The sequence below is a fragment of the Terriglobales bacterium genome, assembly GCA_035567895.1.
Taxonomy (GTDB): domain Bacteria; phylum Acidobacteriota; class Terriglobia; order Terriglobales; family Acidobacteriaceae; genus Gp1-AA112.
Map to the genome: position 1 here is coordinate 52,713 of DATMPC010000028.1, position 14,249 is coordinate 66,961.

General features: G+C 55.8%; 13 protein-coding genes. 5 read left to right on the forward strand and 8 right to left on the reverse strand.

Annotated elements, in window-relative coordinates:
- The first annotated feature begins 58 nt into the window (after positions 1 to 58).
- Positions 59 to 508 (forward strand): hypothetical protein, encoded by a 450-nt coding sequence (locus VNX88_07195; protein ID HWY68434.1) that lies wholly within the window; start codon positions 59 to 61, stop codon positions 506 to 508.
- A 93-nt stretch (positions 509 to 601) separates the two neighbouring features.
- Here VNX88_07195 and VNX88_07200 read toward each other — a convergent pair whose 3' ends face one another.
- The 3 genes from VNX88_07200 to trpE form a co-directional block, all read right to left on the reverse strand.
- On the reverse strand, positions 602 to 2,026 hold the full coding sequence (locus VNX88_07200; protein ID HWY68435.1) for an amidase: 1,425 nt from the start codon (positions 2,024 to 2,026) through the stop codon (positions 602 to 604).
- A 9-nt stretch (positions 2,027 to 2,035) separates the two neighbouring features.
- Entirely contained in the window at positions 2,036 to 2,605 is a 570-nt protein-coding gene (locus VNX88_07205) for an aminodeoxychorismate/anthranilate synthase component II (protein HWY68436.1), read from the reverse strand.
- 122 nt (positions 2,606 to 2,727) lie between these two features.
- Positions 2,728 to 4,197, reverse strand: coding sequence for an anthranilate synthase component I (gene trpE / locus VNX88_07210; protein HWY68437.1), 1,470 nt, complete (start codon positions 4,195 to 4,197; stop codon positions 2,728 to 2,730).
- 85 nt (positions 4,198 to 4,282) lie between these two features.
- Here trpE and VNX88_07215 point away from each other — a divergent pair, with 85 nt between their 5' ends.
- Positions 4,283 to 4,492 (forward strand): hypothetical protein, encoded by a 210-nt coding sequence (locus VNX88_07215; GenBank protein ID HWY68438.1) that lies wholly within the window; start codon positions 4,283 to 4,285, stop codon positions 4,490 to 4,492.
- Positions 4,493 to 4,537: 45 nt separating this feature from the next.
- On the opposite strand, the gene VNX88_07220 is transcribed toward VNX88_07215, so the two are convergent.
- Both VNX88_07220 and VNX88_07225 read right to left on the reverse strand, forming a co-directional pair.
- Positions 4,538 to 5,578: an OB-fold nucleic acid binding domain-containing protein gene (locus tag VNX88_07220; protein ID HWY68439.1), complete on the reverse strand. Its 1,041-nt coding sequence runs from the start codon at positions 5,576 to 5,578 to the stop codon at positions 4,538 to 4,540.
- Between the two features lie 120 nt (positions 5,579 to 5,698).
- The gene (locus VNX88_07225; protein HWY68440.1) at positions 5,699 to 6,814 is read right to left on the reverse strand and encodes a peptidylprolyl isomerase; all 1,116 of its coding nucleotides are present in this window, start codon (positions 6,812 to 6,814) and stop codon (positions 5,699 to 5,701) included.
- A gap of 85 nt (positions 6,815 to 6,899) precedes the next feature.
- Here VNX88_07225 and hemE point away from each other — a divergent pair, with 85 nt between their 5' ends.
- Entirely contained in the window at positions 6,900 to 7,967 is a 1,068-nt protein-coding gene (gene hemE, locus VNX88_07230; protein HWY68441.1) for a uroporphyrinogen decarboxylase, read from the forward strand.
- A gap of 2 nt (positions 7,968 to 7,969) precedes the next feature.
- A complete protein-coding gene (gene hemH / locus VNX88_07235) occupies positions 7,970 to 8,884 on the forward strand; it encodes a ferrochelatase (GenBank protein HWY68442.1) in 915 nt (304 codons plus the stop codon).
- A 76-nt stretch (positions 8,885 to 8,960) separates the two neighbouring features.
- Here the strand turns inward: hemH and VNX88_07240 are convergent, their stop codons facing one another.
- Complete coding sequence (locus tag VNX88_07240) at positions 8,961 to 10,901, reverse strand: 30S ribosomal protein S1 (protein ID HWY68443.1); 1,941 nt, start codon at positions 10,899 to 10,901, stop codon at positions 8,961 to 8,963.
- A 631-nt stretch (positions 10,902 to 11,532) separates the two neighbouring features.
- Here VNX88_07240 and VNX88_07245 point away from each other — a divergent pair.
- Entirely contained in the window at positions 11,533 to 12,021 is a 489-nt protein-coding gene (locus tag VNX88_07245; protein ID HWY68444.1) for an HIT domain-containing protein, read from the forward strand.
- Between the two features lie 88 nt (positions 12,022 to 12,109).
- Here VNX88_07245 and VNX88_07250 read toward each other — a convergent pair whose 3' ends face one another.
- Together VNX88_07250 and der are read right to left on the reverse strand one after the other, a co-directional pair.
- Positions 12,110 to 12,607 (reverse strand): carbonic anhydrase, encoded by a 498-nt coding sequence (locus tag VNX88_07250; GenBank protein HWY68445.1) that lies wholly within the window; start codon positions 12,605 to 12,607, stop codon positions 12,110 to 12,112.
- Positions 12,608 to 12,760: 153 nt separating this feature from the next.
- Positions 12,761 to 14,224 (reverse strand): ribosome biogenesis GTPase Der, encoded by a 1,464-nt coding sequence (der, locus tag VNX88_07255; GenBank protein HWY68446.1) that lies wholly within the window; start codon positions 14,222 to 14,224, stop codon positions 12,761 to 12,763.
- Positions 14,225 to 14,249 lie beyond the last annotated feature (25 nt).

Here is a 14,249-nt window from a genome sequence, read left to right on the forward strand (position 1 = left end):
GAGCTTCCGTAGCTCGCAGGACAGAGGCGAGCGGGGGCTGGAAGACATAGCGAGATCGATGGCAGACAAAGTTGAAGCTGTGACATACGACCAGGCACTCGGCTGGTTACGCGACCACCAATTCGATGTTCTGGAAGCGCCTGGCGTTTCAAATCGTGTCTTCCTCAAGAAATACAACGTCTCTGCTGCAATCCAGCGGGATGAAGACGGCGGTATCCGTCTCTTTGCCAAACCGGGATACCTGGTCGGCAGCGAGATCGCCCGCTTAGTGGACAAAGGCTATCAGAAGTTCCTGAAGACCACAAAGAAGGAAATCCCCGCCACGGCTGACCATCTAAAGGCGATCCACAACTTCTCCGAAGAGCTGAAGGAAGCTACTGGCTCCATCAGCCTCTACAACGAAGGCCTGGGGACTGTGAGTGATCGCTATATGTATGACCGCGTGGAAAACCGCGACGAGGCCAAGGCAGTCCGTCCGGTACGCCCGTGGGAGAAAAAGAAGCAATAAGCAAGAACCTAAAGACGAGATTCACCTGGATCCGGCCGCCCTTGGCCGGGTTTTCGTTTCTGGCCTGAGCCATTTCGGTCTCGTTTTCCCGGTCTAACTCAGCCCCGCAGCTACATTGTCTTCGAGCATCATCGGCGCCTGGCGCGCCGAGCCGAGCGCTTGCTCCAGGACTCGCGCCACCTTCAGGATTAACTCTTCCGCGTTCTGCTGGCCCACGATTTGAACGCCAAGGGGCAGTCCTTCTGGAGATGTGCCGACGGGAATGACGACGCCAGGGTTGCCGAGCAGGTTGAACCACTGGGTGTAGCTCATGGCGTCCATGTAGGAGACCTGTTTTCCGTTTACAGACCATTCGCGTTCACCGTGGCGGAAGGCAGGTATTGAGCACACCGGGCAGATCAGGACCGGCACTTGTGCCATCTGTTGCATGAGGCGCAGCCGAAGCTGATCGCGCCCGAACCATGCCGCAAGCAGTTCCTCTTTCGTGGGTGGCCGATCGGAGTAGGTGAGAATTGCGCTGGTCTCGCACTCGCGTCCTTTGAACTCGGGCGCGAGCATCTCGGCAGCGAGCCGTACGAAAAGTTTCCACCAGTGCCCGCGAGCTTCATCAAGAACGTCGGGCTCGAAGTGCTCAACGTGCAGCCCGGAATCTTTCAAGACCGATACCGCTGTTCTGACGGCAGCGCGCGTTTCACCGGTGACGGGCGCCGAAATGTGCTCTTCGAAGTAACCGATTGTAATTTTCTTCAATTCCTCGTCGGAAACGTCGTGCAGCGGAATCGGCGCAGCCATCGGATCGCCCGAGTCGAATCCGGCAAGGACGCGAAACAGGAGATCCAGATCTTCCACCGAGCGCGCCATCGGCCCCACGACTCCGAGAAGAGCAAAAGGGCCGGCACTCTCGGGCCAGTGTCCCGTAATAGGAATCCGCCCAGGAGTGGGCTTCAATCCGCAGATGCCGCTGAAGTGTGCCGGGACGCGAATCGAGCCGCCTCCGTCGCTTCCAATGCCGGCAGCACACAAGCCCGCAGCGACAGCCGCAGCCTCCCCTCCGCTTGAGCCGCCGGGAGTGCGCTCAGGCGCCCAAGGACTATTTGTGCGTCCATATAGGGGGTTCTCCGTGTGATATGCCATGAGCATCTCGGGGACATTGGTGTTGCCGAGAACAATTGCTCCGGCTCTCTTCAGCCGTTGAACGAGCACTGCATCTTTCTTAGCAATGAGTCCGGCACGAGTGCGACTTCCGCACTCAAACTTCAATCCCTCGACAGCAATCGAGCTCTTGATGCTGACAGGAATCCCGTGTAGCGGACCAAGAACGTCTCCGCGGTGCGCGGCTTTCTCGGCCGTTTGAGCTTCCATGAGAGCCTGGTCGGCTCGCAGTTCAATGAAAGCGTTCAGTTTTGGATTGAGGCGCTCGATTCGAGCCAAGTGCGCGTTCACGACGTCCACCGGCGAGATCTGACGGGAGCGGACCAGCTCCACCATTCGACTAGCGGGCAGTTGGTGAAGGTCCATTGAGATGAACTACTGCAGGAAGTTTCGGATCAGCTTGGCGCCGTCTGGCGTGAGCACGCTCTCAGGATGAAACTGCACGCCTTCTACGGGAAGTTCTCGATGACGTAGTCCCATGATCACGGTCTTGCCGTTTTCCTCGCTGCGCGCGGAAATCTCGAGCTCCTTCGGCAGGCTTTTTTCCTCCACGATCAGGGAGTGATAACGATTGGCGACCATGGGCGAATTGACTCCGCGGAAGATGGTACGGCCGTCATGCTCTACCATGCTGGTCTTGCCATGCATGATGCGATCCGAGCGAATGACCACTCCGCCAAACGCGGCGCCGATGGCCTGATGTCCAAGGCACACGCCGAGGATTGGAATCTTGCCGGCGAAATGGCGAATTAGCTCGAGGGAGATACCGGCTTCGTTAGGAGTGCACGGTCCAGGTGAAAGCACGATCTTGCGTGGAGCCATCTGCTGGATCTCGTCCAGGGTGACTTGGTCGTTCCGGCGGACCTGCACGTCTTCTCCTGTCTCCCCAATGTACTGGACGAGATTGAAGGTGAAGGAATCGTAGTTGTCGAGCACGAAGATCATGATCAACTTGTAAGCGGCTAGCTCCTAAGCTTCTGAGCAATTCTTCCCAAGCTTATGATTCTAGTTTTCCAAAGCTTAGCAGCTCCAAAGCTTAGCAGCTCAGAAGCTTAGCAGCTCAGAAGCTATTCGTAATTCCTCGCCATCCCGACTGCTCGCAGCAGAGCTTTGGCTTTGTTGAGGCATTCCTGGTATTCCGTTTCGGGAACTGAGTCGGCTACGATTCCGGCGCCCGCTTGTACGTAAGCGCGCCGCCCTTGGACAAACATGGTGCGGATGGCAATGCACGAATCCAGATTGCCGGCGAAATCGGCATACAAAATAGCACCGCCGTAGATTCCACGGCGGACGGGCTCAAGTTCTTCGATGATCTCCATCGCCCGTACCTTGGGAGCTCCACTGAGCGTGCCCGCTGGAAATGCCGCAGCAAAGGCGTCAATGGCATGAAATTCTGGGCGCAACTTGCTCTCGATCGCCGAGACCAGGTGCATCACGTGTGAATAGCGCTCGACAAACATGAAGTCCTTTACCTGCACCGAGCCATACTCGCTGACACGCCCCAGATCATTGCGTCCAAGATCCACAAGCATCACGTGCTCGGCGCGCTCCTTTTCGTCTTCACGCAGCTCCTGCTCCCAGCGGCGATCTTCTTCCGGGTCAGCACTGCGCGGACGTGTTCCCGCTATGGGACGGTACTCCAGCTTCCGGCCGCTCACGCGCACAAGCATCTCGGGAGAGGACCCCAGTACTTGAAAATTGCGTGTCTGCAGAAAGTACAGATACGGTGAGGGGTTAATCATGCGCAGTGCGCGATAGATCTCGAACGCAGGCACACCGGGTTCAAGTTCCATGCGCTGAGAGAGGACGATCTGAAAAGCATCTCCTGCGCCAATGTATTCCTTAGCCTTCAAGATGCTCTTGAGGAACGCACTGCGTCCGGTGGTTTCTTTCAGCTTATAGCCCTCTTTACGCGGACGGACTCTGGGTGGAGAAGCTCCGCGCGCGAGCTTGCGCTCCAGGCCTGCGATGTCCTTCACCGCGCGTTCGTATGCTTGTTTTGGCTGTTCGTCGCGAACGTTTGCGACGGCGATGATGTGAATCTGCTTGCGCAGGTGATCGAACGCGAGTACGCGATCGAAGAACATCAGGAAGGAATCGGGAGCCTTGAGATCGTCACGCGCCTTTTCAGGAAGTTTCTCGAGCTGGCGCACGGCATCGTAGGCGATGAATCCGACGGCTCCGCAATTGAATGGGGGTAGGTCAGGCAATGCCGCGGGCTGATGTTCGCGCAGCAGCCGCGCCAGAACATCGAACAGTTTTCCTTTGCTGCGTTCGACAGTTCGTCCCCTTCGAATCGTGATCTGTTCATTGCGGCTCTCGAGGACCATATAGGGACGAACCCCGAGAAACGTGTAGCGTCCAATCCTCTCTCCACCCTCAACTGACTCCAACAGAAACGCCTCCTGCTCTCCTGTAGAAATGCCGAGGAAAGCGGAAACCGGAGTCAGCAGATCTGCCATCACCGTCTTGACGACGGGAACCAGAGTGGCGGTCCGCGCGAGATCTTGGAATTCCTTGAGTTGTGGTCGGAGCATCAACAGAGAAAAGAGCAAATTATACGTGGCATGGAAATAACTGGGGTAGTATGGCTGCAACCTTCAAAAGGCTTTTTAGAGCTTTATGAGCCCCAGGACAGAAGCGAACCTCGGCTCAATCTTCGCCGCCGCCGGCGTAGGTTGGGCCGTTTATTACGGCACTTACGTTGCGCACGACATCGCGCAAGGTTTCACTGCCGTGTATCTCAAGTCGGGGCCACTCGAGGTAAGCGCAATCGGCATCCTTATTTGGTTGCATGCCAAGTGGCGAAGTGCAACGCGCGTCGACAAGTGACGCAACCCGAACAACCCACGAATGCTCCATAGCGGCTTGGCTTGGCTACGGCTCGCCTGCTGCGACCTTCAGTTCATTGACTTCTGGCTCAACGGTTGTCCCCTCAGGCTGGCCGGACGCCGCGAGCTTGGCCAGAATCCTTTCCGAGTTCAGCAGTGTGCGTCCGAGAGAACTGTTATACCCGCTCCATTCGGCATCGGAATCGCGCTCGAAATGAGCGCGCATGCTTTCCATTTTTGAATCCAGGTCGTCGAGATAATGCAGCATCAGAGCCTCGGGAAACATGGGCAGCTTAGGCGAACCAAATTCGTACTTGCCGTGATGACTGATGATGAGGTGCTCAATAAGTACTTTCAGTTCGGCCGGGAATCCGGGAACGAGAGCGATCTTCTCGTGCAGCATCTCGAGTTCAATAATCATGTGCCCCAAGAGTTGGCCCCTGGTCGTATACGAGAATGAGCGCTGGTAGTTCAGTTCGTAGATCTTCCCGATGTCGTGAAGAAATGCACCTGTGAGCAGCAGGTCGCGGTTAATTTGCGGATAGAGAGGCGCTACGCTGTCACACAATTTCACTAGAGATACGACATGCTCGAGCAGTCCCCCAATGAAAGCATGATGCAGTGACTTCGCAGCCGGTGCCTGGCGATACGCTTCGGCGATCTGCGGATCGCCCATAAAGGCCTCGAGCAGCAATCTCAAATGTTCGTTGCTGAAGCTCGCTGCGTACGCGCCGAGATTGCGCCAGAGTTCATCAACGTCCTTTTTTGTCTTGGGGAGATAATCGGAGTATTCGATCTCCGCGTCTTCCATTCTCCGCAACTTGTGAATCGTTAGCTGATAGCGGCTTGAATACTTGTTAATTAGGCCGCGAACCTTTACGAAGTCGTCCTGTTCGAATTTGTCGACCGCATCATTGACGTTGTCCCACATTTTGGCGTCAATTTGGCCGGAGCGGTCGCAAAGAGTGAGCGCCAAATAAATCTCTCCGCTCTTCTTAGGCTTAATTTGCTTGGATGAAACGAGGAACGATGAGGTGATGACCTGGTTTTCCTGGCTGGCTGCGTCTTTGACGAAGAACTGCTTCATGAATTCGGTTACCCGACGAAGCGATTCTACTTCAGAAACCGCAATAGGCAACTAGCAATAGGCAACGGGCCTAAACTTGCCTTGAGGACGCTTTGGATTTGCCTATTGCTTATCGCGTGCTCACAATATCCCGAGCTTCTTTTTCTTCTTTGCTTTCTTCGCCTGGCTTGTGTCGGAGGCGGAAGCCGTGGTGTAAATCGGCTTCGTCTGGTTCGGACTGGCACCCGTGTCCGTGAAACCAGGTTTGATATCTATGTAAGCCTCTTCACGAAGCTTCGTAAGGTATGTCCGCAAAGCTGGCTGCAACTTTTGGTAGTAAATCGCCTCCTGGATGCGACTCTCAACCTGCTTCAGCGGCGCAATTCCCGCCTGTGTGTGTTCGTTCACCTTCAGAATCACGAATCCCTGCTTTGTGCGGATCACATCTGAGACATCGCCGGGCTTCATCTTGAATGTGAGGTCCTCCAACTCCTTCGCGAGTGTTCCGCGCTTGAATTGACCTAACTCTCCGCCCGAATCTGCAGTCGGTCCTTCGGAAGACTTCTTGGCCACATCTTCGAACTTAGCGCCGCCTCTTATGCTCGCCAGCAGTTGCTTTGCTTTCTCTTCCGCAGTTGTGATCTTGGCGGGCTCTTCTGGCGGTGGTGGCGCGTTGGGATCTACGTTTATGTTCTCGGAGCCGGTCGACACAAGAATTTCAGCAAGATCGACGGACTCTGGTTGTTCCAGCTCAGCCTTATGAGCGTTGTAGTAGTCTTCAACGTCTTTTTGGGTGATCTGGATCCGTGGCGCAACCTCGTGGCTGATCACCTGCTGAGTCACAATCTGGTTACGGATTCCCCCTTTGAAGTCCTCAAAAGAGACACCCTGCTTCTGTGCCTCCTTTTCGAGATCTTCCATGCTTTCCAGCTTGAGCTGCTTGCGCAGATCGTCTAAGCGCTTCACCAGTTCAGTGTCGCCGGTAATACCCAGATCCTTGCCTTTAGCCAGCAACAGTTGCTGGTCGATCAAGTCGCGGAGCACGTCCTTTTCTTTCTCTTTGGCGCGAGGATCGGTGGGCGGAAGGTTCTGTTGCTTCAGCTCCTGCTGGAGTTCGTCGCGGCTCTTGGCCAATTCGGACCGCGTGATGATAGAGCTGTTAACGCGCGCGATGATCTCCTCGATTACGGTGTCGGCAGTGAGCGAACCAGCGAAGAGAAGAGTCGTCAAAATACTGAGCACTGACTTATGTTTCATAGGAGGTAGCTACCCCTTATTTTACCTCTCAGCGTTACCTCCCGGGATTTCTGAGAGCCGCTTTTCACGTGATAACCTCAAGCTCATGTCGGCCCCCGATTCACGTTTTGTTCGCGCCTGTCGCAGGCAGGCGGTAGACGCGACGCCCGTCTGGCTTATGCGCCAGGCGGGACGATACATGCCCGAGTACCGAAAAGTCCGCAGGCAGCACACACTTCTGGAGATTTGCAAGAATTCAGAACTTGCTGCTGAAGTAACCATCACTGCTGCCGAGCGGCTTGGAGTGGATGCCGCCATCATCTTCGCCGATCTGCTGCTGCCGCTTGAGGTTATGGGACTGGAGTTTGAATTCGCGGAACGCGACGGTCCCAGGATTCACCATCCCCTGCGCGACGCGAATGGAATCGCCCAGCTGAAGACCGATCGTGCCGAAGAATTGGGCTATGTCGCTGAGTCGGTGAGGTTGGTGGCTCGACACTTCGGCACACGTCTTCCGGTGATTGGCTTTTGTGGCGCTCCTTTCACGCTGGCGAGCTACATGATCGAAGGCCGAGGATCACGTAACTACGTAGAGACCAAACGCCTGATGTATGGCGATCCCGAGGCCTGGGACGAGCTGATGCGACGCATCTCCCGTGTACTCGTCCAATACGCAGCCGAACAAGTGAATGCGGGAGCCGACGCCTTGCAGGTTTTCGATAGCTGGGTGGGATGCCTGTCCCCTGCAGATTACGTTCGCTTCGTGTTGCCGCCCACCAAGGCACTGGTTGCTGAGTTGAAAGCGACTGGAGTGCCGATTATCTACTTTGGAACCGATACTGCCACTTTACTGCCTTCGATAAAGCAGACACGCGCGGAGGTCATTGGCGTCGACTGGCGCATCCCAATCAACGACGCCTTCGAAATGCTGGGCGATAACTTCGCCGTCCAGGGAAACCTCGATCCAGCGGCGCTATTTGCATCAGAGGCAGAGGTGCGACGCCAGGCTCGCGACGTGCTTGACCGTGCCGCGGGACGTGTGGGACACGTCTTCAATTTAGGTCATGGAATACTGCCAGAGACGCCGGTCGAGAATGTGATCGCTTTGGTTCAGGAAGTCCATGCTTACAGTTCCAAGCGCAGCCAAGTACCAGCGCCCAGCGTGGCATTCTGAAAATGAAGACCGCTGTTCTCCTGCTTGCTCACGGAACCCCGGATAACGTTTCCGAAATTCCCGAATATATGCGCAACGTCACTGGGGGGCGGCCGATTCCAGATTCGGTCATCCAGGAGGTCGCTCATCGTTACGGCTTGATTGGGCGCTCTCCTTTGACGGAAATCACGATGCGGCAGGCCAAGAAGCTCTCCGAAGTGTTGTCGACGCCTGTTTATGTCGGTATGCGCAATTGGAAACCGTACATTGCAGAGACAGTGAAAGCCATGCGTGACGAAGGTATCGTTCGCGCGGTGACCCTGTGCCTGGCGCCGCAAAATTCCCGCACCAGCGTTGGACTCTACCGGAATGCAGCGTTCAAAGAAGCCGCAGGCATGGCGATTGATTTTGTCGACTCATGGCACGACCATCCTCGGCTGATCGAGGCCTTTGGAGAGCACTTGCAAGCTGCTCTCGCGAAGGTTGGACGCCAGACGGCGGTGGTGTTCACGGCCCACAGCGTTCCCAGCCGGACGATTTCCGATGGCGATCCGTACGAGCAGCAGGCAAAGGAAACGGCGGCACTAGTAGCGCTTGAAGCCGGCCTACCTGATTCGCAGTGGGTGTTCGCGTTTCAGAGCCAGGGAATGTCCGGTGGTCCGTGGATTGGGCCGACCGTCGAGGAGACGTTACGGACTCTGAAGCAAGAAGGACATTCGCATGTGCTGATTCAACCCGTCGGATTTGTATGCGATCACGTGGAAGTCCTTTACGATATCGATATCGGATTCCGCGACTACGGTTCTCGGATCGGCATTGAGATTTCCCGCACCCAGTCCTTGAACGATTCGCAAACGTTTATCGCCGCTCTCGCTGACCTGGTAGGAGAACGCCTGAAGCGGCATTCGAGCACTGTACCTATTTCCACCTCTTCCTAGTACACAGAAGAGGTAACGCAGACAACAAAAAAGGCCGCCATCTTTGGCGGCCTTCGGAATTAGGAGAGAGATTTCCTTAGTCCTGATCGTTGCTTGCGCGCTTCCAGTTCATGATCTCGCCTAGCGTTGTGGTTGAGCTAGAAACCGGCTGCTTATACGCTTCCACGTCCGCGCGGCTCGCCTCTTCGCCGACTGCGCGGAGGCTGAGTCCGACCTTCTTCTCTTCCGGATTCATTTTGATGATCTTGAAGTCGTACTCTTGTCCCGGCTCAAGCTTGAGCGGAGTGCCGTGTGAGTCGGTCGCCTCGGAGTTATGGCAAAGGCCTTCAACGCCTTCGGAGATCTCGACGAACGCTCCGAACTGCGCTGTGCGCAGCACCTTGCCGTGAACGACATCGCCGAGACGATGTTGAGCGAAGAACGTCTCCCATACATCGGGCTGCATTTGCTTGATGCCGAGCGAAAGTCGGCGATGCTCAGGCTCGATCGCGAGCACTTGCGCCTTAACCTTCTCGCCCTTCTTAAGCACCTCGGAAGGATGCTTGACGCGCTTGGTCCAACTCAGGTTACTGACGTGTACCAAGCCATCAATACCGTCTTCGATTTCGATGAAGGCGCCGAAGTCAGTCAGATTGCGAACCTTGCCTTCGACAACGCTGCCCACCGGATACTTCTCGTGCAACTGCTCCCATGGATTCTGCTCAAGCTGCTTCAGTCCAAGGGAAATGCGCCGCTCCGTCGGGTTCACGTTCAGCACCACAGTCTCGACTTCGTCGCCAGGCTTCACGATCTTCGATGGATGCTTCATCCGCTTGGACCACGTCATTTCACTGACGTGAACAAGACCTTCGATTCCTTGTTCCAACTCGACAAAAGCTCCGTAGTCAGTGACGCTTAGAACCCGTCCTTTAACGTGCGCGCCCACTGGATAACGCTCCGCGGCATCGAGCCAAGGATCAGGGGTGAGCTGCTTGAAACCGAGCGAAACCCGCTGCTTGTCCTTGTCGAACTTAAGAACCTTTACGTGGATCTCATCGCCAACGTTCACCAGATCACGAGGATGCGTGAGGCGTCCCCACGACATGTCGGTGATGTGCAGCAGACCGTCGAGGCCGCCCAAATCGACGAACGCGCCGTAATCGGTAAGATTCTTAACGGTTCCCGTGAGAACAGCGCCCTCTTCCAAGTGCTCCAGCGTCTTGGAGCGCTTCTCCGACTGCTCTTCTTCCAGCAGTTGCTTGCGCGAAACTACGATGTTGCCCCGCTTCTTGTTCAGCTTAATGACGCGGACATCGATCTCGTGGCCTTTGTAGCCGTCGAGGTTGCGCACCGGCTTCAGGTCAACCTGAGAACCGGGCAGGAAGGCGCGAACGCCCCCTACATCCACCGAGAGGCCGCCCTTCACGCGATCGACAACATAGCCCTTGATGGTGCTCTTGTCGTTGTAAGCCTTCTCGATGTCGTCCCAAACACGGACGCGGGCTGCCTTCTCGTGCGAAAGCAGGGTGTAGCCTTCCTCTGTCTCACCGCGATCAATGACCACATCGATGCTGTCGCCAGGCTTGAAGCGCGGCTGGCCGTCGCGTCCGATGACTTGGGCAATTGGCACCATGCCTTCGGATTTGAATCCGACGTCGACGACAACATACTTTTCGGTCAGGTTTACCACTGTCCCCTTTTGGATATGGTCCTCGGCGGGAGCGGCAGTTTCTGCAGCCGATTGCTCGGCTTCAAAACTTTCCAGGGCAGCGGCAAAGTCCATCTCCTCGCGTGGAGATTCCGGCGCGTGGTGAGCGCTGGTCTCGAGCTCGGGAGCGGATGATTGTGGGTTTTCGGTGGCGAGTGCGGTGGTTTCAACAGTTTCAGTAGTCAGGGTTGTATTCTCGTGATTGGAATTTTGCGAGCTTCCAGTGTGCGCGGTTGCTGGTTCAGGTTCGTGTGAGGAAGTCTGCGTGCTTGCAGAGCCCTCTTCGACGATCGGGTTCAGGTCGCGGGCTGTGCTCTCTTCGAACAACATTGTCCTTCTCGGTCGCGCTCACGCCACGGGATCGTCCCGAAGAGACAGAGGGTGGTACCCGGCTGCCCGGATGAGCGGACTGATGGCTGCATAAGCTCTCTTGAGTGTGGGCCCGTTCGGGCTAGAGGAAACTCTGCGGCCGGATCAACCAACAACGCTTCCGTTGCTGGCCAATGTTCTGACTATAGCAACCGCTCGGAGACAGTGTCAAACCCCGCAAGCTCAAGTTGAATAGCGAGTTAATGTCATTTTCGCGCGAAGCGATAACTAATAGAGATGCCTCGCGCTGCAGAGCCGTCCAAAGTATCCGACCTACGCACATAGAGTGTGCCGATACCTCGCCGAAGACCGCGGAAAATTCACTAGCCAAGTACAGATCACGGAAAACGACAGGCTATTCTTCGAATTCAATCTTGAAATCATCGAATTCTGCCCAGAATCGGCGAATTTCGCGTCAGACCAGGGAAACAACAGCGAATTCTGTGGATTTCTTCGTAAGCGACCGTCAACAAATCGTTTAACGGGATTTGGCGCGGGATGCAAGAAATTAACAGGGAACGAGCAGGGAATTCTCTGCTGCTCGCGGCGCTGACCAGCCGTACAGTACACCTCATCTATACTTTCCGCGTCTATGGACTATCTCTGGACTCCCTGGCGCTATGCGTACATCACCGGTACGAAAGAAGCCCAAGGATGCGTTTTCTGTCATACGAAGGACGAAAAGGATGACCGCAAAGTTGGGATCGTCTATCGAGGAACAGCCTGCTACATCTGCTTGAATGCCTTCCCTTACACGTCAGGCCATGTGATGGTCATCCCCTACGACCATCTCGACGAACTCAGGAAACTTCCTCGTGAATCGGCGCACGAGATGATGGACTTGTGCCAGCGCACCGAATCCGTCTTGCGCAGCCTATACAACCCAGACGGTATCAACCTGGGAATGAATATCGGAGCCGCCGCAGGAGCCGGAATCGCTGGACACGTTCACATGCACGTGCTTCCGCGCTGGGTCGCCGATGCAAACTTCATGACCGTCGTCGGCGAGACACGTGTGCTCCCTGAGGCGCTCGATGTTACCTGGGAAAGAATGCGGAAGGAGTTTGAGAAGCGGCGATAAGCAATGGGCAATAGGCAAAAACAACGGCGAGAATCTCCCGGTCGTCTGCTTTAGCCTATTGCTTATTGCCTATCGCCTATTGCCGTTCTCACGCAAACACTTCCTTCAGTCTCCCGCTGTCCACGTCGTACACAAACCCGCGCACTGTGATCTCCTTATTCACCCAAGGGTGGGACTTCAATTTCTCGAGCTGTTTGCGGACGTTCTCTTCAGGCTTCTTAAATGCGTAAAAGCGTTCCGGGGACAGACTTGCTGTTCCGGCGTGGCGCTCGATCATGCTTCGCAGCTCGTCTTCGGTAGAGCGCATTAGGCCGCAGTCGGTGTGATTGATCACCATGAACTCTTCTGTCCCAAGCAGATAGTGGGAGACGAGAAGCGAGCGCAAGGCATCTTCAGTGACAATGCCACCGGCATTGCGGATGATGTGCGCATCGCCGTCGTCGAGCCCTAACGTTGCTTTGGTCAAACGGGTGTCCATGCATGTAACTACAGCGAGCCGTCGCGTGGGCCGCGGCGAAAGATGACGCGACGCATGCTTCTGTGCGTACTTCTCGTTAGCCTGAAGGACTTCGTCGATCGTGGACATGATCTCCTTTCGTATCCGAGAAACGGAGCGTCGGGGCGCCCCCGCCCGGCGTTACGAACAAGCTTGCATAAGCTCAAGAATTAGTTTTCGCAGATTTTCGTATGCCAGGAGAGGGCGCCCCGGCGCTCCGTTTCGGGATCAGGCACTATGCGATCAGGTTTTCTCTTTTCCTCTCGCCTTGATCCAGATCGGCGTTCCTTCAAACCCAAAGGCTCGCCGAATCTGATTTTCAAGGAAGCGCTGATAGGAGAAGTGCAATTTCCCCGGACGATTGGTGAAGACAACGAATGTCGGTGGAGAAATCGCAGCCTGAGTCATGTACTGAATGCGGATTCCATAGCCCGGCGACGAGGCGCGCTCGAAATCTACGCTCTTCAAAAAACGGTTCATCTCTCCCGTAGAGATTCGCTTGCGGCGCTCCAGAGCAACTCGCTGCACGGTAGAGAAGACGCGGTCCACATTCTTGCCGCTGGTTGCCGAAATGAACAGCACCGGAGCGTAGCTCAGATATTTGAGCACTGAACGAATTTGCTTCTCGAACAGCGCCTGATCGGCAGGGGGTTTTCCATCCTGACGCTGGGGCCCCACCAAGTCCCATTTGTTTACGACAATTACAACGGAGCGGCCGCTCTCGTGAGCATATCCGCCGATAGTCGCATCGAGCGCAGTTACTCCCTCTACGGCATCGATCACCAGCAGAGCGACATCGGCGGCTTCGAGGTGCTTGCGCGACATCACCACTGAAAGCTTCTCCGCCATCAATTTGGTTTTGCCTTTACGGCGGATGCCGGCAGTGTCGATGAAGCGATAGCGCTGCTGGTCGCGCTCGACCAGTTCATCCACTGCATCGCGGGTGGTGCCTGCGATTGGGGAAACAATCGCTCGTGACGTCCCGGTGAGCTGATTCAGCAACGTCGACTTTCCGACATTCGGACGACCGATGATTGCGATTTTTGTTTCCTTCTGATCCTGTGGCACAGGCGCCCCCGCCTGTGTTTCGGCCTGGTCAAACACAGCCGAGGGCGGCTGTACCTCTATTCTTTCCGACGCATCTTCTCCACGTGTTACAGGCGGCAATCTCTCGAGCACTGCGTCCAGCAACTCGCCGAGTCCATTGCCATGCTCTGCCGAAACGGGGAAAACGTTCCTGATCCCAAGCCGCCGGAAATCTTCCACGATATTTTCCAGCTTTGGAGTATCAATCTTGTTTACCGCCAGCAAGATCGGCTTGCCGCTGCGGACGAGCAATCGCGCCAGTTCGATATCCGGCGATGCCAGCTCTGTGCGGCCGTCGACCACCATCGCAATTACGTCAGCCTGTTCGAGCGCGACTCGCGCCTGTCGATAGATCTCGGCCGGAATCAGTTCCTTCTCATCGGGAATGATCCCACCGGTGTCGATGACTTCGACTTCCCGTCCATTCCAGCGAGCTTTTCCGTATAAGCGATCGCGGGTGATTCCGGGCTCATCGCCGACGATTGACCTTCGGCTGCCGATGAGACGATTGAAGAGCGTGCTTTTGCCCACGTTAGGCCGGCCCACAATGGCGAGGACCGGCAACTTGCCGACCATCCCAGTCTTTGGGGGCTTGGCGAGATTGGCGGAAGTCTTTGGCAAGGAAGGCTCAGTTGGCGAGTTTGTG

Bases quoted from the DNA above. Each gene is read 5' to 3' on its own strand.
- VNX88_07200 (HWY68435.1), bottom strand. From the start codon at position 2,026: ATGGACCTTCACCAACTGCCCGCTAGTCGAATGGTGGAGCTGGTCCGC.
- VNX88_07240 (HWY68443.1), bottom strand. From the start codon at position 10,901: ATGTTGTTCGAAGAGAGCACAGCCCGCGACCTGAACCCGATCGTCGAA.
- VNX88_07215 (HWY68438.1), top strand. From the start codon at position 4,283: ATGAGCCCCAGGACAGAAGCGAACCTCGGCTCAATCTTCGCCGCCGCC.
- VNX88_07195 (HWY68434.1), top strand. From the start codon at position 59: ATGGCAGACAAAGTTGAAGCTGTGACATACGACCAGGCACTCGGCTGG.
- hemE (HWY68441.1), top strand. From the start codon at position 6,900: ATGTCGGCCCCCGATTCACGTTTTGTTCGCGCCTGTCGCAGGCAGGCG.
- hemH (HWY68442.1), top strand. From the start codon at position 7,970: ATGAAGACCGCTGTTCTCCTGCTTGCTCACGGAACCCCGGATAACGTT.
- VNX88_07245 (HWY68444.1), top strand. From the start codon at position 11,533: ATGGACTATCTCTGGACTCCCTGGCGCTATGCGTACATCACCGGTACG.
- VNX88_07220 (HWY68439.1), bottom strand. From the start codon at position 5,578: ATGAAGCAGTTCTTCGTCAAAGACGCAGCCAGCCAGGAAAACCAGGTC.
- trpE (HWY68437.1), bottom strand. From the start codon at position 4,197: ATGCTCCGACCACAACTCAAGGAATTCCAAGATCTCGCGCGGACCGCC.
- VNX88_07225 (HWY68440.1), bottom strand. From the start codon at position 6,814: ATGAAACATAAGTCAGTGCTCAGTATTTTGACGACTCTTCTCTTCGCT.
- VNX88_07205 (HWY68436.1), bottom strand. From the start codon at position 2,605: ATGATCTTCGTGCTCGACAACTACGATTCCTTCACCTTCAATCTCGTC.
- VNX88_07250 (HWY68445.1), bottom strand. From the start codon at position 12,607: ATGTCCACGATCGACGAAGTCCTTCAGGCTAACGAGAAGTACGCACAG.